The organism is Anaerorudis cellulosivorans, from assembly GCF_025943985.1.
In the GTDB taxonomy this organism is placed as follows: domain Bacteria; phylum Bacteroidota; class Bacteroidia; order Bacteroidales; family Dysgonomonadaceae; genus Anaerorudis; species Anaerorudis cellulosivorans.
The window spans coordinates 101,658-121,039 of sequence record NZ_JAPCWE010000001.1; the positions used below are offsets into that span (position 1 = coordinate 101,658).

Consider the following 19,382-nt stretch of genomic DNA (forward strand, 5'->3'; position numbering starts at 1 on the left):
GGTTCCACCAGAAAAAAATTGTTATGTCTTAAATCTTTTTCCCAATGTAAAACACATAACCATAATATTCCTTGTATTTGTAATATAACTCTGCCTCATATCGCTGGGCATCAATAAATTTTTCTACGGCTTTGTTACCGGCATATTTTTTTAGAAAAGCTTCTCGTCTCAACGTTTGCCAAGTATAATAGGCTGTCCAAATAGTTTCGGGCAAGACATAAGTGGCTATGGGAAGATAACCTGCCTTTTGCATCTGAGCAACCTTATTTGGAATAGTGTCTATTTCGGGATAGGCTTTTTGCCAAAAATCCTGAATTTCGTCAGGTCGCTCTTCGCTAAACCAAGTGTTTTCTGTAACTGCGATATATCCGCCTTTTTTCAAAAATTTTCGCCACTCATTCAATCCGCGTTCAAATCCAATGTTATAAATCGCACCTTCCGACCAAATCAAGTCTAGTTCCTCCTCTTCAAACGGGAGATTTTCCATATTGCCAACTATACCTTTCACCCTATTTTGAAGATTTTTGCTTCGGGCATTTTGGTTGAATTGGTCGATAAAGTCCGGCCAAGCATCGACACCGATAATTTCGCACGGTGTATTTTGTCCTAATACCATTGTTTGACCACCTGTTCCGCAGCCGATATCGGCAATTTTGGATTTTTCTGTAAGTCCGTTTATAAAGCTCAAAGCTCTAAGCGTTTCTTCAGGACTTCCGGGTCCTTGTCGTTCGGAGTTTGAAAAAAAATCGTAAATAATATTCAAATCAAAATCGTGAATTGTTTGTTTTTCGGTTTTCATTGTTTTAATGTATTATAGCATACAGGCAAAGACATAGAAATGCTTTAGTCGTTGTATGCAGATAAAAAAAATTGAAATTAATTTAATGAGAAATTATTCTCGAAAAAAGGAGGTTATTCGAGAATTAACGAAAGGACAATCTGTGTAAGTGAATACAGATTGTTTACAGCACCGAATCCGATTTAAACGAAGAAATAAACATCCATCTGTTTTAGTAGAACAAAATTACATGAAAAAAGAGGTATTTCCAAGCGCGCGCAATAAAAATCAAGGCCACAAAACTTTAACGGCTTACCGTACGGTGCTCGAAGCACAAATGTTACCTTTGTAAGTTGGTTTTCATTCACCAACGAAAAATAAACTAATTGTCTAACAATTTATTCCGGTAATTTTTATGGAAAAAGTTTGCGGCCTTGACGTTCACAAAGATAGTGTATTTGCGTGCATTTTGGACGAACAAGGCAAAAGAATTTTAGAAAAACGTTATGGGACGCTTACCCCGGATTTGACTGCTTTGCGTGAAGCATTGATAGAGCGGGGTTGTGGAAGCGTTGCGATGGAGAGTACCAGCATTTACTGGATGCCTGTATGGCATGTTCTTGAATCGGATTTTTCGTTAAAACTGGTCAACCCTTATTTCATCAAACAGCTACCCGGTCGCAAGAGCGACGTAAAGGATGCGCAGTGGATAGCGGAATGTCTTCAGAAAGATTTGATCAAAGGGAGTTTTGTTCCTGAAGGGATTTTACAGCAGATGCGGCAACTGAGCCGACAGTGCCGCCGTATAACCAAAAGCAGGGTTCGACTTGAGCAACAGATGGACAATCAGTTGCAGCGATGCAATATCCGTTTCAGCAACTATGTTTCCAATCAGGGAAACAATGTATCGTTGCGTAAGGTCATAGAAGCCCTTATCACAGGGGAACGAGACCCATCCCGACTTGTCCGACCGGTTCACGGGCGTACCAAAAACAAGCATGGACATCAGGTCATTGCCGCCTCTTTAGAGGGAGTGATCAATCCCACCGATATTGAAATGCTCAAAGGGTGTATGGAACAAATAGATTTGTTGGAAAAACAGCAGGCTGCTTGCCTTAACCATTTAGAAGAACTTGCGGAGGAATATTTTGCAAGGGAAATCTCGTTGCTGTGTACCATACCGGGCATTCAACCCTACAGTGCGATGTGCATACTTTCCGAAATCGGCAATGACATGAGCGTTTTCGGTAAAGCATCCCATTTGGTGGGTTGGGCCGGATTGCGTCCACGAAATGATGAGTCGGCCGGAAAGATACAATCGCGCAAAACCTTGCATGGAAACAAATACCTTCGAGAGATACTTATTCAGGTATCCTGGTCGGCATCGCGTTCAAAGAAAACATTTTTGGGTAAAAAATACGCTCATCTTTCAAAACGGATGAAATCGCAGAAAGCTTTACTGGCTATAACCCGCAAAATACTCGTCGTCATTTTCAACGTATTGCGAACGGAGCAACCCTTTGATGTCAATAGAAATTTACAGGCAGTAATGCCTGATTGAGAAACCTATCTCACTTGGAATGGTTTCTTCCGGCATTTTCTAAGTTCCTTATCTTTGTGGCGAAATATCGAAAAATATTATCCCGTGCAAGCAAAATGAACAACAGACTGTGCCGGCAATGAAAGCGCGTGTGAGACAGGAAAGCTCGCAGAGGAAAGTATTTTATTTTTTCTATGTTCCCGTTTTTCGGAAATGAAGACGGATGTTATTGCTTTGTCTTTTTCTATCCCTGAGGAAATAATAATACTGTTGATTATCAATATAATATAATTTCATGACCCTGCGGATAACCTATGATTTATAGAGGAAAGATACATAAAATAATGATTTGGTAAAATATACGACTAAAACAACAATTGTTTTTTTCCAAAAAGAGAAATAAAAGTTGATACTTTTAATTCAATTGTCAGTAGGTCTAATCCGAAACAATGAGTGTTTAGTAAGTTAATGAGTTAAGGAGGGGGTATAGAGTGTAGGAAAGTGAGATTGGGAGCAGGGTTCAGGTGCATATTCGAGGCGTAGGAAAGTGTAGGAAAGTATAGGATTCTCCGTATTAGAGAGATGCAGACGTGTGCAGAATTTGCATAGAATAACCCGTCAGAAATCGCCGAGCGCTTTGTAATCACTTATAATGGCGAAATCATCTGTCTGTTTTGAGAAATTAACGCTGTTCGTCCCTCAAATTTGTGTATAGTGTAATCTACCTGAAGCAATAATACGTGATTGTAAGAGCTCACGCACTCATAAGATCGTATACACTTTAAATGAGTTGGAAGAAAGTTTAGCCGTCTCCATAAGGAAAACTACCTGGTTGCCCTTGGATGAAGTATAGGAAAAAATCAAAGGGGCATAGGAAAATAAAGCCGCTATGCTCCTTTGATTAAAAAATAATGATTAACAAGTTATTGAGTTATTTTTATTCCTTATCTTTCATGTTCGATTTTCCGTAACCTACAACCACTATTTCGCTTTGGATATTGCTAATTTTTTGTGAAGATTCGTCGTCCTGAAGGCGGAAATATGCTGAAAATTCAACATTGGAATTTGCTTTGCCTCCTGTTTTTGCCAAAGCAATATCGGGAGGAAGCGCTTTTATTACCCGCATAACTTCAGCATCTAAAGAAGGATCTGCACCTTGGATAATTTTTACATTTGAAATTTCGCCTTTTTCGTTCACACTATATTTGGCTTTCACCAATCCCATTATCCCATTTTCTTGCGCAATCACAGGATATCGGATATTTTCACTTATAAATTTGAAATACTTCGCATCGGTAGCGCTTATTTTTCCTTCTGCATTGTCTGTGGAATTTTGGGCGGGTTTACCCGATGGTTGCAATCTGAAAACGATGGGTAAAGTAAACCTCACATCTACGACTTTTCCCTTTTGCCTGCCCGGTTCCCATTTAGGCATCGATTTAATTACCCGAATGGCTTCTTCATCCAATGACGGATCAACACCTTGAACTATTTGCACATCCGTAATGCTCCCGTCTTTTCCGACAATAAAACTGCAGATTACTCTTCCTTGAATACCCTTATCCTGTGCTTCTTTCGGATAATGAATGTTTTCGGAAAGATACTTCATTAGCGCTTCTTGCCCGCCGGGAAATTGAGGCATTTCTTCTACTACAACAAATATTTCGTCGTTGTCCGTTACCTTCTGCTGTTTCTCATCCTGCACCGTTTCTTCCTGTGAAGAAACACCTCCCGGATCTTTTTCCTGTACACAGTTTGTCATCATCAATACTACTGCAAGTGGCAGTATCATCAGGTATTTTGCCAGCTTCCGCTTTGGCGATTTGTTTTTATTCATCATCATAATTCGTTGTTTTAATTGTGATACATTAAAATTATTTACTATCTGAACTGCAGTTCCATGATAAGTCAATCGTAAAAGGTGGTACTGGTAATCGCGACTGTTTACGCCTTTACGTAAGATTTCGCTATCGGCCAGATATTCCAGATTGATGGCAATTTCTTTTTTTATTAACCACACGATCGGATTCCACCAGAAAAAAATGCACAATGATTCCGCCAACAGGATATCCAGCGAATGCCACTGTTGTACGTGAATTTGCTCATGCAGGAGAATTTGCTTCAATTCTTCTTCGGAATGAACTTCGGTATTGATAAAAATCCATCGGAAGAAAGAAAAAGGCATCATCTTCTCGGATAAATGGTAAACGTTCTGCGTGCCTATTCTTTTCGGAACGCTTTTATGTTTAATACGAAAGATGGTGATGAGCTGCCAAATAAAACGCACCAAGAAAAATGCCGTTCCCGCCATCATGATAAAAAAGAAGATATTCTCCCCATGAAGAGGGAAAAAATGATTTTCCGCAGAAGCATCTGTTGTCTCCAGTGCTATGGATGGTTGTCCGATAAGAACTTCTGCAGCATAGTTTTTTCTCAGGAAAGAAAAGATATTTCCCCCTACTTCGATGGTAAAAAGCGGGTAGACCAGCGAAAAAACAATCGCTGCAAAAAGGTAAAACCGTTTCAACCGGAGAAAAGTGTCTTTTCTCAACAATCCTACGTACATGAGGTAAAACATCGTTAATGCAATGTTTACTTTAACCAAGTAGATGAAAAGCGTTTCCATTTTTTCGAAAATTAAAAGTAGACGGTTTTATACATCCAAAGAATCCGCTCCCGCTTTATTCCTCTTTTTTTTCGATAAGACGAATAATTTCGGCCAGTTCCTCTTTCGTTATCTTTTGTTCTTTTGCAAAGAACGACACCAACTCCTTGTACGAATTATCAAAATAATTCCGTACTACTCCCGTTAAAAAATGCTTTTTATAGGCAGCTTCGGTAATTTTCGGCTTAAACACCTTAACATTCCCAAATTTTCTTTTGGTCAGATATCCCTTGTTTTCCAATTTCTGAAAAATAGACGCCACCGTAGTGTAAGGTGGTTTAGGATCCTCCATTCTCTCCACCACATCTTTTATGGCACACTCGTTTAACTGCCAAATATGCAGCATCACCATTTCTTCCTGAGGGGTTAATCGTTCCATAATCAAATTATTATTCTTATTATTAATGCTCTGTCTACATATACGATGTAAAGTTACGAATATTTCGTAGACAACAAACTATTTTCCCCTTTTTTATAGTTAAATAATCACAAATTTCGATTTCGTATTTTTTGACTTACGAAGGGGGACTCCATCATTAGTTCTCCATTGAAAATGGTTTTTTCTATTTTTCATCCTGTAACTTCTGCCTTTTTTATGAAAACAGTTGCATAAGTCGGGCGAGTCGATGAGAATGCTGCCGGTGGCTTCGTTGGTGTGTGAGGCCGATGAGTATTGTTTTTCCTTTCATCCGTCAAACAAGTGGGTTCTCGGGCTGAAGCAAATTGCAGCGTTGCTCATCAAAGCTTCAGCGAGCTAAGCTCTGCGTTCGCTTTACACGAAATTTGCGCACAAAGAGAGCGATTGACGAACACTTTTATTACCTGCTCTGTTGGAACGGAGGCACTTATTAACGGATTTATACCGCTAAGATTGAAAAATATCCCATCCTCAGTTGTGGGGATATGGGGGTTTGAGAATTTTCGAAAGTTACCAATCCATGTGGTTTATCCTGTCATTCAGTCGTTTTATCTTATCTATCAACCTGTTGAATGGCAAAGATTCACCGTAAATCATTGTTTCGCGCATTGTTTCGTAATCCTCTTTCCATTCGGAAATAATAGTATCGGGCGGAACAATTTTTAATGTTTTCGGTGCAAGTGTATCATAATCAAAATCTTTTAAGCCAACGAATATCCGACGATGTTCGATAACAGAATTGTATAAATCTTTGTCGTTTAGTGCATTTTCAGAAATTTCCGGCGGACAAACGAGCAAGCAGCACGACGCAATTTGTCGCTAATCTGCGTTTTTGACAGCTTTCCGTCAAAACCGAGAAAACCACGATTTAGTGCAATATCAACGTCCTCAGAAAATCGTTCTATCAGGTTGTAGCACTTGCTTAACGAAGTTCCACCTTTGAAAGACAATTGTTCAGCGTATGGCAAAGCAAACAATGCCCGCAGTACTGCCGTAACCCACCAATCTTTTTCGATGGCGACCGATGAGAGGTTGTACTGCAACGACAAATTGTCAAAATATCTGATTTGCTGAGCTGCTGACAGATCAATAAACTTATTCATTCTCAATGAGCTTTAGGATAGTATTTGAAATCCATACCGGTGCAATCGCTGCATCGTGTATTATATTTTCTCGCTTTTCCTGCTGTAATGCCTCTTTGATTATTTGTAGTTGTTCTGCAGTTGCTTTTCCGTTGCCAATTTCTTTGAGTGCAGAGATAGCCAAAAGCGAAATTTTCCCCTTATAAGATAAATTTTTAGCAACTGTTCTTTTGAATTTGATGGTAGCGTTTTTGCCTACTTTCACCACTCTTGGTGTTCCGTCAGTGAGAAAAACGGCTTTTGCAGGCACTTGAGTTGAAAGCCCCAAAGCGTTAAGAGCATAGGCTCCTGTCGGTATCATTCTCGTTTTTTCCCGCTTGGCAATGGTTTTGGCGACGTTTTCTATTGACGGAAAAACAATGCCAATCTCGCTGTCGATTTGCGGATACAGATAAATTCCTACCGAAAGCCGTACAAGAAAATTTTTTTTACACAGACGTGACAATGATTGTCTGACTGCTTCATTACTGCCGAACTTACGAAATTCGTCTGCAAAAAATATTTTTCCACGACGATTTCGCTTTATGTATTTAATTATTTCATCATTAGTACTTTTCATTCTATATTATCTAATGTTGTGTCACAAATAAAGCAATAATTTGTTACATATTTCGAGCTACAAATGTATTAAATATTTTTGACTTAGTGATGGCAACGAAATAAGTTTATCATTTAATAATAGTTTTTGGACTAATTGTATAATTCCATTCTCCATGAAAATCATGTTTGATTATCTGCAGTATTTCACAATGGGCAAGTGTGCATGCGTTAGCCGGCAAGGGCAGCGAAAAAAATAATATCGGAAAAATTTATTTTATTGCGATCCGGCCGGGAGGTTACGCCGAACAAAAGTTCACAATTTTGATTTTCTATTTTGCCAAATCTCCAAATTGCCATTTTGGAGATTTGGAGATTTGAGTTTTTAGCAGTTTGAGAGTTGTTTATTGAGTAAAGAAAGCGAAGCGGAATGACGGAATGAATCTACCGGCTGAAAGTGTAATCGGTAACTATGAATCCCCTAAGTCAGGGAATCAACTTTGCCGAAAAACAACCATTTGCATGTTGCATATTACATGCTCGTCATCCATGGTGAAGCCTTTAATCATGTATTCCTTGAGCCGTTCGGTAGCCCAGATGCGAAACTTGGTGGCAATGCGCGATTTAATGCGATAACCGACAGAAATAACAACATCAAGATTATAAAATTTTTGTTTCCGTCTGACTTTACGAGAGCCTTCTGTTTGAACTTGTAAGAAATCCTTACAAGTTGCATCTTCCTGTAATTCACCCTCTTCAAAAATATTTTTCAGATGGAGCGTAATATTTTGAGGCGTGGTTTGAAACAATTCCGCCATCATTTTTTGCGTAAGCCAAACATTGTCATCCTCGAGACGAACTTCGATGTTGGTTTTGCCTTCTTCGGACTGATAAATTATAATTTCTCCTCTTTGCGTTTCATTCATGCTGCACCTCCTTCCAAATCGGCCACAATTTCGTCGATAGCTTCGCGAAGTTTTTGCTGGCGGATAACGATTTCGGCAATGCGGGCAAGCAGCTCGGATACTTCCTGAGGGGTGAAAAATTCGCCTCCTGACTTGCCGGCATTACTTGCATACATGGTCATCAGGTATTCATAAGCGTCGCCAAAAGTGTCGATAGAATTGTCTTGATAGTCACCCAGTTGCAAATCGCCAACGGCATCCAAGATCTTCACTAGCTTTTCGTTTCTCTTGACAACCGTAGGTCCGAGTTTATTGCTGTTGACATCGATATCGTCAAACAGCCCTTTGAAGTTTTTTTCACTCGGGGAACCTTTCGCTGAATCTTCAATGTTCTTGAAAACACGACTGAGCGTTTCGTTGAGATCGGGATCGTTTTTGGCGTTACGGCGCACATTCTCGAAAAGCTCGGAGGGCAGAATGTAAAAACCCTTTTCCTTTACGGTTTCGCTCCTTCCGTATTCGGCTTCCTCGTCGGAAATGCTCGCATAGTCGAAGTCGGGATTGCCTGCCCGCCGCTCTTCTTCGTTAATATAGGAAGTGAGATTTTCGGATATGAAGCGGTAAAACAACATCCCCAGCACGTACGATTTGAAATCCCATCCATCTACGCTGCCTCTGAGGTCGTTGGCTATTTGCCAAATGGTGCGGTGAAGCTCGTCGCGTTCTTGTTCTTTGGTCATAAATATTTTTAAATAATTTTACTATGTGATCAATTTATTTGATTTATTCATAATCTTCATCAATATCAAAACTAACTCTATCATCTCCAATTATAGATAACATTTCAAATCTTTCCTTATCAAATCTATTATCTTCATAAATTTGAGTGATTTCATCAACTACTCCATAGGTATCGTCTTTAATATCAAACAGAAACTTAATGTATTCAGCAATGACGGCTGGATCAAGCTCTAATGGTTTAATTGATTTTATAAAACCAATCAAACCATTATTTGTATTTTGATTGTTCATTAGATATACAAGTATCTCTTTTTGGCATATTCTTTTATCAACAAAATTATATTCTTTTTCATTTGCGTAAAATATCTTTGCCGCTTTTGAATCGCATCTTAGTTCATAAGTAAAAGTTTTCGACTCTCGAATTATTTGATATAATTGAGTTGCTATTTTGCCTATTATTTTTTGGAGAAAACTTCTAATCTGTTTGTCGATTGGCGTCGGAAATAAAAGATTTGTTTGTATTTCTATACCCAAACTTTCTGAAACGAACGAGATTAATGCCAACTGATCCTTATCTTCTCCTATTTCAGAAAGTAAATTATATCTATCATATCTGTATGAATTATAAAATTTTGATAATAAGCTTAGAAATTTCTTATGTTCTTTTCCTAAATTTAAAGAGTTTATTCTTTCAATACGTTTGATCAACTCTAAATGATTGTGTGTAATCAAAGATTTTTCAAATTGTTTTTGATCTCTTTCATTATGTTCTAATAAAATAATAACTATCTTTTCCAAACGCTCAATGCCGACAGAAGTGTTGTATAAAAAACTAAAACATTCGTCTTCATAACAAAAATGTCTCATTTTCTCCAAACAAGAAATTGCATCATACAAAAAGGTACCTGCAATATGCAATTCCTTGTTTAGATTTATATTTTTCCAATATTGTTCTATGTTCATCATTATGCTTATTTAAAATAATCTTTTACGATTTTCATTGCCTTTCCTGCCACCTCTCTTTTTCTCCTTCTAACATTTCCGGCACTTTATCTGACAACCGGATGGGTGAGCAGTTCGATTTTATCGGTAGAAAGCAATGGAGATATAACAATTACCTGTAAATGTTTTTGCCATACGGTTTTATTGATTGACTTTATAATATGTCCAATTGTCTTCATTGAGAGTTGTTGTTATGTGGTATTGCAACCCCTGATCGTCTATCTTTAATTATCGAATTTTATTAACGAATGGCATTATCATTATACTTTTAGCTTATGTTTATAAGAATTGTCGTAATACGGCAAAGTTAAACAATTATTCACAAATAGAATAAAGCGAAAAGAAAAGTTTTTTGACATATAAACGACAAAGAAAATATTTGCTTTAGACAACTTGTGTCAGAAAGAGAAAAAGTAACCCAAGAGAGGTGCTTTTTGAATGTGTCGAAGGGCGGAAGCGGGCGCATAAAAACAAAATTTCTTATGTATCTCAATTGCAATAGTCAAGACTTTCTCTGACACTTATCTTACATTAGGGAACAAAAACTGTCCGATGACTTTTGCGAAGTTACGTAATTTTTCTCATCCTTACAATCGGAAGAGATACTGTTATGCTCATCCGATTGCAGATTGCCTGTATTCTGTATCTCATATTTTCTTGCTACAGCTACTCCATCAATGAAAGTCTGCATCGGTGTCTTGCCAAAACAGAACTTTCCGGAGCGTGTTCTTTGCGTGTTGTAGGAGTTCATCCATATATCCGGGTCCGTCTGCAACTGTTCGATCGAAGTGTAGATTTTCTTTCGGAACGCAACAGCATAGAATTCGTTTTGGACGGTTCTATTGAATCGCTCACAAATACCGTTTGTCTGAGGACTTTTAGCCTTGATTTTGGTATGATCTATGTCTTCTACGGCCAAATAAAGTTCGTACTCGTGAGTTTCCCTGTTTCCGCAATATTCAGTTCCTCTGTCCGTGAGCATACGCATAAGTTTCAGATCGTGTTGTTCGAAAAAAGAATAACCCTATCATTAAGCATATCGGCGGCAACAAGTGCGTTCTTGCGATCATACAACTTTGCAAACCCAATCTTGGAATAGGTATTGATGATGGTTTGCCGGTAGAGATTAGGATACCTTTCTTGCGTAATTCATCAGATACACGAACCTGCCCTAAGGCCGGCTTGTCAACAGCCATTTGTATAACAGCCTGCTCTATATGCTCTTCAACCCGGTTCTTTATGACAGGTTTACGACGGGATATTTCCTTCAATGCAAGTTCTCCGCCTCGTTCGTACAAATCTTTGAAACAGTAAAAGCTGTCACGACTATAGCTCATGATCTTACATGCTCGTGACACATTTCCTAACTGTTGGGATAGTTCCAACAATCCCAATTTGTTCTTGATGACTTTTTCTGATGTGGCCATAACTCAATCCGTTTTCTGTTACAAAAATTATTCTTTTTATTTGTATTTGCCAGATTAAGTCTTGACTAATTCAAATTAACGCTGTTCGTCCCTCAAATTTGTGTATAGTGTAATCTACCTGAAGCAATAATACGATCTTATAAGAGCTCACGCCCTCATAAGATCGTATACGCTTTAAATGAGTTGGAAGAAAGTTTAGCCGTCTCCATAAGGGAAACTACCTGGTTGCCTTTGGATGAAGTTATGGTTTATGTTAAAACCTGAAATTATTAAACAAAATCCTTATTAATTTAAAAATAAAATTATACTTTTAAAGCCTATTGAAAATCCAAGTTTTCGTAAACAACCTTGTGAATTGCAAAGCAATCACGAATACCTTAAAAATAAAAATAATATGAGTAAACTTGACATAGAAAAAAACAAATAGCAAACAAAAATAGGATAAACATGGAAATCAAAACGATCAAAAACAGTATCTTTTTCTTATTTTTTTTCTCTTCGTCATTGGCCATTTGTGGGCAAAATTTATTTATGGGATTCGATGGATATAATATAGGGAATCCTAAACAAAAAGGCAATTTTCTATTTGACGAGGTAAAACAAGAATTTACTGTCGAAGGGGGTGGCTACAATATATGGTTTACTCGTGACGAATTTTATTTTGTTTCCCTCCCCATCGAGGGCAATTTTATTTTTTCTGCTAACCTTAAATTTTTAGGGAAAGGCATGGAATCGCACCGAAAAATGGGTCTAATGATCCGGGCTGCTCAAACAGAGAATGCAGTTTATATGGATGGGGTTGTTCATGGTGATGGCCTTACTTCCCTTCAATACAGGGAAAATCAGGGAAAAGAAACAAAAGAAATTTCTACTGAAATAAGACTCCCTGATTTCATTCAGGTGGAAAGGAAAAACAATCTTTTCATTTTCAGAATTTCTAAGAATGGCGAACCTTTGTGCGAAGTGGGTCGTATAACTCTTGATATGCCGCAAAATGTTTTTGCGGGGATGTTTGTGTGTTCTCACAATGAAAACATATTGGAACGGGCAAAGTTTTGGAACGTACGAATCGAAAAACCTGCTCCCGACGGGATCGATGGTTATCAAACTCCTTCGCCAAGCCGACTGGAAATTTTGGATATTGAAACGGGTTACCGTACTATCATTGATGAAACCGAAGCTCATATTGAAGCACCTAACTGGTCGAGAGATGGAAAATTTTTGATTTACAATTCCGGCGGGAAATTGTATCGTTTCGATTTGAAAAGCAGAACTTCACAACAAATTCATACGGGTTTTGCAGATGCCATTAATAATGATCATGGTATCTCTTTCGATGGAAAAACTATAGCCATCAGTCATGATACTCAAGATAACGATCGGCGTCATTCTATTATTTATACGTTGCCGATAACAGGAGGATGGCCAAATAGAATTACCCCCCTGGGACCTTCTTACTGGCATGGTTGGTCGCCCGACGATAAATGGCTATGTTACTGTGCCGAAAGAAATGGAAACTATGATATCTATAAAATTCCTGCCACAGGAGGTGAAGAAATTCGGCTTACTACCGCTGATGGACTCGATGACGGTCCCGAGTATTCCCCGGACGGAAAATACATTTATTTTAATTCGGAAAGATCGGGACACATGGAAATTTGGCGTATGAAGCCCGATGGCAGCGAACAGCAACAAGTGACGAACGATGAATACCAAAATTGGTTTGCTCATCCTTCCCCTGATGGGAAACATCTTATTTTTATTTCCTATCTACCGGAAGTTCCAGCCAATTCCCATCCCCATAACCAACGAGTAATGCTGCGACTGATGCCAATGAGGGGAGACAAAATCAGAGTGATGGCATTTCTATATGGAGGACAAGGAACGATAAATGTGCCCTCGTGGAGCCCGGATTCAAAAAGAGTAGCTTTTGTGTCTTATACTTATTAATCTTGATTATTCTTTGCCTTCAAAAAGCATGGGAAACTATTTCCACGCTCAGTTGGTTCTTTTAATCGCACCGGAAGGAATTGAAATGTTCAGGGTTACGTAATGCTAGCGAAGAATAACCCGGTTTCCTTAAGCCTCATAATAGAGGAAGTGTAGGAAGTGTAGGAAGTGTAGGAAAGTCTTACCCGGAGCGGGTTTCAGGTGCATACCGAAGTGTAGGAAAGTGTAGGAAAGCGTAGGATTCTCCGTATGAGAGAGATGCAGACGTGTGTATCGTCCCGGGTTTTGTTTCCTTTGTTGTAAACGTATATCGGGACTAAACAAGAAACCGGAATTTTTAAAAGATGAATCGTAAGGGCGCAATCTTTAAATAAGAATAGGGACAAAAAAAGTCGAAACTCGATTTTTTTAGAAAAAATAGCGGTCGATAAAAATAAATCCATTATCTTTGCGGAACAAAAACGATAAAATGAAAGTTAACATGCTTCATCATCATCATTTTCATACCTGCCTTCAGGCGAGGTGAGAATGATATGCATCTTGCAAATTGAATAGATCATATAAATACAAACCCGTCTGAAAGGAAACAGACGGGTTTTTGTTTTATAACGGAGTTTCCTCTCAGGCACAACCAACTAAAAAATGGAAAAACTTAAAATTGCCATCCAAAAAAGTGGAAGACTGAGCGAAAAATCGCTCGAACTTTTAAATGAATGCGGAATTAAATTATCTAACGGCGACCGCAAACTAAGAACCGAAGCGAAAAATTTTCCGATGGAAATTCTTTTCCTTCGCGACGACGATATCCCCCAATATGTGGAGCAAGGTGTGGCCGACATTGGAATCCTTGGGGAAAACGAAGTATGGGAAAAAGATAAAGACGTTACGATTATCGAAAAACTGGGATTCGGAAGCTGTCGCCTCTCATTGGCCATTCCCAAAGATGAAGAATACACGGGATTGGACTATTTTGAAGGAAAACGCATTGCCACCAGTTATCCGCGTATATTGTCCAAATTTTTCGGCGTGAAAGGGATTAACGTAAAAATTGAGGAGATCAGTGGCAGCGTGGAAATTGCTACGGGAATTGGTTTGGCCGACGGCATTTTCGATATTGTAAGCACCGGGAGTACCCTTCTCATGAACGGATTGAAAGAAGTGGAAGTACTTGTGAAAAGCGAGGCTGTGCTCATTGCCAATAAAAACCTTTCACGCGAAAAAACCGAGCTGCTCGAAAAACTGCTGTTCCGCATAAAAGCGTATAAGAACGGACAGGGACGAAAATATATTTTGCTGAATGCACCAAACGAGGCTCTGCCCAAAATCATCGAGCTGCTGCCCGGCATGCACTCGCCAAGCATTCTGCCTTTAGCCGACAAAGGCTGGAGCAGCGTTCACTCGGTGATTAACGATGACGATTTTTGGGAAGTAATCGATGAGTTGAAAATGGTGGGTGCCGAAGGTATTCTGATTATCCCTATTGAAAAAATGATTAGGTAGAAACACTAACGATTGACACGATATGAAAATCATCTCAAATCCCCCACTCCGCCGATGGGAACGATTGGCTCAACGTCCGGCTCTTCGTCAGGAAAAACTGATGAGAACGGTGGAAAAAATCTTTTCCGAAATTCGGAAAAGAGGCGATAAGGCTGTGCTGAAATACAGTACAAAATTCGATTATCCTTCGCAAACCGCTTTTCCCATAGAAAAAGAAACCGTCGAAAAGGCCTCGGAAGCTTTGTCCGAACGACTGAAACAGGCCATTGAGCTGGCCAAACACAATATCGAAATATTCCACCTTTCACAACGGGAAGAAATTCGCAAAGTAGAAACTACTCAAGGAGTGGTTTGCTGGCGCGAAAGCCGCCCTATCGAAAGGGTAGGTATCTATATCCCAGGCGGTTCGGCTCCACTCTTTTCTACCGTACTGATGCTGGCCATTCCGGCAAAAATTGCCGGTTGTAGCGAGATCATTCTCTGTACCCCACCCAATATTTACGGTGAGATTCACCCGGCTATCCTTTATACGGCGAATCTTGTGGGAGTGAACAGAATATTTGCAGTGGGCGGCATTCAGGCCATCGGAGCAATGACATTCGGAACAGAAAGTATTCCGAAAGTCGATAAGATTTTCGGTCCCGGCAATCAATATGTGATGGCAGCAAAAAAAATAGCCACATTATATGGCACAGCAATAGACATGCCGGCAGGTCCCAGCGAGGTGCTGGTCGTTGCCGACGAAACCTGCAATCCTTCTTTCGTGGCCTCCGATTTGCTTTCGCAAGCCGAGCATGGTCCCGACAGTCAGGTTATCCTGCTTTCCAATAACAAAAAGGTGGTAAAAGATATCGACGCCAAACTCAACGAACAACTGCTTGCCTTGCCTCGAAAAGAAATTGCCGAAGAAGCGCTGAAAAACAGTCGCGCCATCGTTTTCGACTCCCTCGAAGAGTGTATGTATTTCAGCAATTTATACGCTCCGGAACACCTGATTCTTGCCGTTGAAAATCCCCATCTTTTGGCTCGCAAGGTGGTAAATGCCGGATCGGTTTTTCTGGGCAATTACAGTTGCGAAAGTGCAGGCGATTATGCCAGCGGAACCAATCATACGTTGCCTACAAGTGGGTATGCAAAAGCCTACAGTGGCGTGTCTCTCGATAGTTTCATAAAAAAAATCACCTTCCAACAACTGAGTGAAGAAGGCCTTTTGCAAATTGGGCCGGCCATAGAAGTAATGGCCGAAACCGAACAGTTGTATGCCCATAAAAATGCCGTAACCCTCCGATTGGGAGAAATTATGTCCAAAAGATTAATCGACAACAACAATGAAACCAACATTTGATCTTGCTTCATTGGTTCGCAAAAACATTTTATCATTGAAACCCTATTCCAGTGCACGCGACGAGTTTTCGGGAAGCGAAGGCATTTTTCTCGACGCCAACGAAAATCCGTTCGGCACCTATAATCGCTATCCCGATCCTCGCCAAAAAGCGCTGAAAAAGGCGCTGTCTGAGTTAAAAAACGTGCCGCAAGACCAAATTTTCATCGGAAACGGAAGCGATGAGGTTATTGACCTGATTTTCCGCGTTTTCGGGAATCCGGGAACCGACAGTGTTATCATTTGCCCGCCTACCTACGGAATGTATGAAGTAGCGGCAAACATTAACGATATTCGGGTTATTTCTATTCCTCTTGACAATGATTTTCAACTCGATATCGATGCTATGCTGGAAAGGATTCGCAATGATAAATCGGTAAAACTCATCTTTGTTTGTTCCCCCAATAATCCGACGGGAAATACGCTGCGCGATATCGATACAATACTGGATAATTTTAACGGGATTGTGGTGATAGACGAAGCATATATCGACTTTTGCCCCGAAAGCAGTTATCTTGGCAACATACAACGGTATCCCAACCTCATTGTGATGCAAACGTTCAGCAAAGCATGGGCACTTGCAGGTGCACGGGTGGGTATAGCTTATGCACAACCCGAAATAATTGCTCTTATGAACAAGACAAAACCGCCTTACAATGTGAGCAAACTTAATCAGGAAGCGGCACTAAAAGCATTATCGAAGAAAAAGACAACTAAAAACAGGATAGCTACCATTCTCGAACAAAAGGAGATGTTGATGCAAGAGCTTCCCAAGATTGCTTACGTGAAAAAGGTTTATCCATCCGATGCTAATTTTTTATTGGTGGAGATGGAAAATGCCGATGCCGTTTATAACCGACTGGTGGAGAAAAAAGTGATTACCCGAAACCGCTCTTCACAGGTGAAAAACTGCATCCGCATTACGGTGGGTTCGCCTAAAGAGAACCGGATTCTGCTGAACGAACTAAAACGGATGGAACAATGAAAAAAGTAGTGTTTATCGACCGCGACGGTACCTTGATTATTGAGCCTGAAGATGAACAGGTCGACAGTTTTGAAAAGCTGGAGTTTTATCCCCGGGTTTTTCAGTATCTGTCGCGCATAGCCAACGAGCTGGAGTACGAATTGGTGATGGTAACCAATCAGGACGGACTGGGGACGGATGCATTTCCGGAAGAAACGTTTTGGCCGGTGCAAGACAAAATTATGCGGGCTTTCGAAAACGAAGGGATCGTTTTTAGCGATATTCTCATCGATCGTTCTTTCCCTGAGGATAATGCCCCTACCCGAAAACCGCGTACCGGCCTGCTTACGCATTATTTGAAAGGTGACTACGATCTGGCAAACTCTTTTGTCATTGGCGACCGTGATACCGATGTTCAATTGGCAGAAAATATGCACTGTAAGGCCATTTTTTTAGGGGATAAGCCGCATCCGAAAGCTGTTCTCTCGACAACCGACTGGGGCGAAATTTATCGTTTTCTGAAAGCAGAACCTCGCAAAGGGGTGGTAACACGAAAAACATCCGAAACCGATATTCGTGTTGAAGTGAATCTTGACGGAACGGGTAAAAGTCGTATTTCTACCGGCCTGGGATTTTTTGATCATATGCTCGAACAGATTGCCCGTCATGGAAATATCGACCTGAATATTGAGGTTAAAGGTGATCTTCAGGTGGACGAGCATCACACCATAGAAGATACGGCCATTGCGTTGGGTGAAGCTTTTTCGCAGGCACTGGGAAAGAAAAAAGGGATCGAACGTTACGGATTTCTGCTCCCGATGGACGATTGCCTTGCGCAGGTGGCGGTGGACTTCGGCGGACGTCCCTGGCTGGTATGGAATGTGGATTTTAAACGGGAAAAAATCGGCGATGTACCCACCGAAATGTTTTATCACTTCTTCAAGTCGTTCAGCGACAATGCCAAATGCAATCTCAACATCGAAGCCGAAGGGGAAAACGAACATCACAAGATTGAAGCCGTTTTCAAGGCTTTCGCCAAAGCTGCAAAAATGGCCGTAAAACGAAGCGGGAATGCGGGTATTCCCAGCACAAAAGGAACATTATGATAGCTATCATAAAATACAATGCAGGCAACATTACTTCTGTGAAAAATGCGGTGGAACGACTGGGGTATGCTTGTAAAGTGACGGACGACAGAGACGAAATCGCTGCTGCCGATAAAGTGATATTTCCCGGCGTTGGTGAAGCAAGCAGTGCAATGAATTATCTGAAAGACAAAGAACTGGATAAAACTATTGCCTCGTTGCGTCAACCTGTTCTGGGAATATGTCTTGGGTTGCAGCTGCTGTGTAACTATTCGGAAGAAGGGCACACCCCATGTCTCGGCATATTTGATACGGAAGTAAAAAAATTCCCCCCACTCGATATTGTGCCTCACATGGGATGGAACAACCTTTACGACACCAAAGGGCCCTTGTTTGACGGTTTCGGGAAAAACGACACGGTCTATTTTGTGCATGGCTATTATGCCGAAATCTGTGCCGATACAGTGGCAACTTGTCACTATATCCTTCCATTCAGCGCTGCTTTGCAACACGAAAACTTTTATGCCACACAATTTCATCCCGAAAAATCGGGGGATGTTGGAGAAAAAATATTGAAGAATTTTCTGGAACTTAAAAAATGATGAGAATTATTCCGGCAATCGATGTCATTAACGGAAAATGCGTACGTCTGACCAAAGGCGATTATTCCACACAAAAAATCTATCGCGATCATCCGTTGGATGTAGCCAAAGAATTTGAAGACAATGGGTTGAAATACCTTCATCTGGTAGATCTGGACGGAGCAAAATCGAATCATATCGTAAACCATCGGATACTGAACGAGATTGCGACAAAAACGCAATTGGCTGTCGATTTTGGCGGCGGCATCAAATCGGATGAAGATATCCGCATCGCCTTCGATAACGGAGCCGTACAGGTTACCATCGGGAGTATTGCTGCCCAAAATCCGGCATTATTTCTTCATTGGCTAAACCGGTATGGAAACGATAAAATTATTCTTGGCGCCGACAGCCTTCATCGGAAAATAGCCACACAAGGTTGGCAGGAACAACAAGAAACCGATGTGGTGGATTTTATTTCGAATTATGCCCAAAAAGGAGTTGCTTATGTAATTTGCACCGATATTTCGAAAGACGGTATGTTGCAAGGACCGGATATGGCTCTTTATCGGGAAATTTTGGGAAAAACCAACGTCAAGCTTATTGCCAGCGGCGGCATCACTTCAATGGATGATGTATTTGCTCTGCAGGAGGCCGGTTGTGAAGGGGCCATCATCGGCAAAGCCATTTACGAAGGAAAAATAACATTGAAAGAACTCCATGCTTTTGTTGCCGAAGCAACAGAACAATAAAAATAACAATAAAA

At 40.3% G+C, this 19,382-nt stretch carries 18 protein-coding genes and 1 pseudogene; 8 read left to right on the top strand and 11 right to left on the bottom strand.

All coding sequences use genetic code 11. The annotated features are described in order from the left end of the window. Window positions 1-28: 28 nt before the first annotated feature. Entirely contained in the window at window positions 29-799 is a 771-nt protein-coding gene (locus tag OLM34_RS00360; RefSeq protein ID WP_264404411.1) for a class I SAM-dependent methyltransferase, read from the bottom strand. Window positions 800-1,193: 394 nt separating this feature from the next. On the opposite strand from OLM34_RS00360, the gene OLM34_RS00365 reads away from it, so the two are divergent. Further along, window positions 1,194-2,339, top strand: a complete 1,146-nt coding sequence (locus OLM34_RS00365) for an IS110 family RNA-guided transposase (protein WP_264404413.1) — start codon at window positions 1,194-1,196, stop codon at window positions 2,337-2,339. 916 nt (window positions 2,340-3,255) lie between these two features. On the opposite strand, the gene OLM34_RS00370 is transcribed toward OLM34_RS00365, so the two are convergent. The 10 genes and pseudogenes from OLM34_RS00370 to OLM34_RS00415 all read right to left on the bottom strand — a co-directional run bounded on the left by OLM34_RS00370 (window position 3,256) and on the right by OLM34_RS00415 (window position 11,155). Further along, window positions 3,256-4,944 (bottom strand): TonB family protein, encoded by a 1,689-nt coding sequence (locus tag OLM34_RS00370; protein ID WP_264404415.1) that lies wholly within the window; start codon window positions 4,942-4,944, stop codon window positions 3,256-3,258. A 55-nt stretch (window positions 4,945-4,999) separates the two neighbouring features. After that, window positions 5,000-5,362 (bottom strand): BlaI/MecI/CopY family transcriptional regulator, encoded by a 363-nt coding sequence (locus OLM34_RS00375; protein WP_264404416.1) that lies wholly within the window; start codon window positions 5,360-5,362, stop codon window positions 5,000-5,002. Between the two features lie 549 nt (window positions 5,363-5,911). Next, entirely contained in the window at window positions 5,912-6,199 is a 288-nt protein-coding gene (locus OLM34_RS00380) for a hypothetical protein (RefSeq protein WP_264404575.1), read from the bottom strand. Beyond that, window positions 6,160-6,504, bottom strand: coding sequence for a nucleotidyl transferase AbiEii/AbiGii toxin family protein (locus OLM34_RS00385; protein WP_264404417.1), 345 nt, complete (start codon window positions 6,502-6,504; stop codon window positions 6,160-6,162). Before OLM34_RS00385 ends, OLM34_RS00380 begins: the two co-directional genes overlap by 40 nt. Further along, a complete protein-coding gene (locus OLM34_RS00390; protein WP_264404419.1) occupies window positions 6,497-7,102 on the bottom strand; it encodes a type IV toxin-antitoxin system AbiEi family antitoxin domain-containing protein in 606 nt (201 codons plus the stop codon). Before OLM34_RS00390 ends, OLM34_RS00385 begins: the two co-directional genes overlap by 8 nt. Before the next feature lie 472 nt (window positions 7,103-7,574). Next, window positions 7,575-8,006, bottom strand: coding sequence for a virulence RhuM family protein (locus tag OLM34_RS00395; protein ID WP_264404420.1), 432 nt, complete (start codon window positions 8,004-8,006; stop codon window positions 7,575-7,577). Further along, complete coding sequence (locus OLM34_RS00400) at window positions 8,003-8,725, bottom strand: type I restriction-modification system subunit M (protein ID WP_264404421.1); 723 nt, start codon at window positions 8,723-8,725, stop codon at window positions 8,003-8,005. Before OLM34_RS00400 ends, OLM34_RS00395 begins: the two co-directional genes overlap by 4 nt. A 43-nt stretch (window positions 8,726-8,768) precedes the next feature. After that, the gene (locus OLM34_RS00405; protein ID WP_264404423.1) at window positions 8,769-9,692 is read right to left on the bottom strand and encodes a hypothetical protein; all 924 of its coding nucleotides are present in this window, start codon (window positions 9,690-9,692) and stop codon (window positions 8,769-8,771) included. An 83-nt stretch (window positions 9,693-9,775) separates the two neighbouring features. Next, a complete protein-coding gene (locus tag OLM34_RS00410) occupies window positions 9,776-9,907 on the bottom strand; it encodes a hypothetical protein (RefSeq protein ID WP_264404424.1) in 132 nt (43 codons plus the stop codon). A gap of 347 nt (window positions 9,908-10,254) precedes the next feature. Then, window positions 10,255-11,155 (bottom strand): annotated as a pseudogene (locus OLM34_RS00415) (helix-turn-helix domain-containing protein). Between the two features lie 447 nt (window positions 11,156-11,602). Between OLM34_RS00415 and OLM34_RS00420 the strand changes: the two are divergent. From OLM34_RS00420 to hisA, 7 genes are all read left to right on the top strand, one after another. Continuing rightward, on the top strand, window positions 11,603-13,105 hold the full coding sequence (locus OLM34_RS00420; protein ID WP_264404425.1) for a TolB family protein: 1,503 nt from the start codon (window positions 11,603-11,605) through the stop codon (window positions 13,103-13,105). A 642-nt stretch (window positions 13,106-13,747) separates the two neighbouring features. Beyond that, window positions 13,748-14,605, top strand: coding sequence for an ATP phosphoribosyltransferase (hisG, locus tag OLM34_RS00425; RefSeq protein WP_264404426.1), 858 nt, complete (start codon window positions 13,748-13,750; stop codon window positions 14,603-14,605). Window positions 14,606-14,627: 22 nt separating this feature from the next. Continuing rightward, window positions 14,628-15,950, top strand: a complete 1,323-nt coding sequence (gene hisD, locus OLM34_RS00430) for a histidinol dehydrogenase (RefSeq protein ID WP_264404427.1) — start codon at window positions 14,628-14,630, stop codon at window positions 15,948-15,950. Beyond that, the gene (gene hisC / locus OLM34_RS00435; protein ID WP_264404429.1) at window positions 15,934-16,971 is read left to right on the top strand and encodes a histidinol-phosphate transaminase; all 1,038 of its coding nucleotides are present in this window, start codon (window positions 15,934-15,936) and stop codon (window positions 16,969-16,971) included. The genes hisD and hisC overlap by 17 nt, the downstream gene beginning before the upstream one ends. Next, window positions 16,968-18,056: a bifunctional histidinol-phosphatase/imidazoleglycerol-phosphate dehydratase HisB gene (gene hisB / locus OLM34_RS00440; RefSeq protein ID WP_264404430.1), complete on the top strand. Its 1,089-nt coding sequence runs from the start codon at window positions 16,968-16,970 to the stop codon at window positions 18,054-18,056. The genes hisC and hisB overlap by 4 nt, the downstream gene beginning before the upstream one ends. Continuing rightward, window positions 18,050-18,637 (top strand): imidazole glycerol phosphate synthase subunit HisH, encoded by a 588-nt coding sequence (hisH, locus tag OLM34_RS00445; RefSeq protein ID WP_264404569.1) that lies wholly within the window; start codon window positions 18,050-18,052, stop codon window positions 18,635-18,637. The genes hisB and hisH overlap by 7 nt, the downstream gene beginning before the upstream one ends. Further along, complete coding sequence (hisA, locus tag OLM34_RS00450; RefSeq protein WP_264404433.1) at window positions 18,634-19,368, top strand: 1-(5-phosphoribosyl)-5-[(5-phosphoribosylamino)methylideneamino]imidazole-4-carboxamide isomerase; 735 nt, start codon at window positions 18,634-18,636, stop codon at window positions 19,366-19,368. Before hisH ends, hisA begins: the two co-directional genes overlap by 4 nt. Window positions 19,369-19,382: the final 14 nt, after the last annotated feature.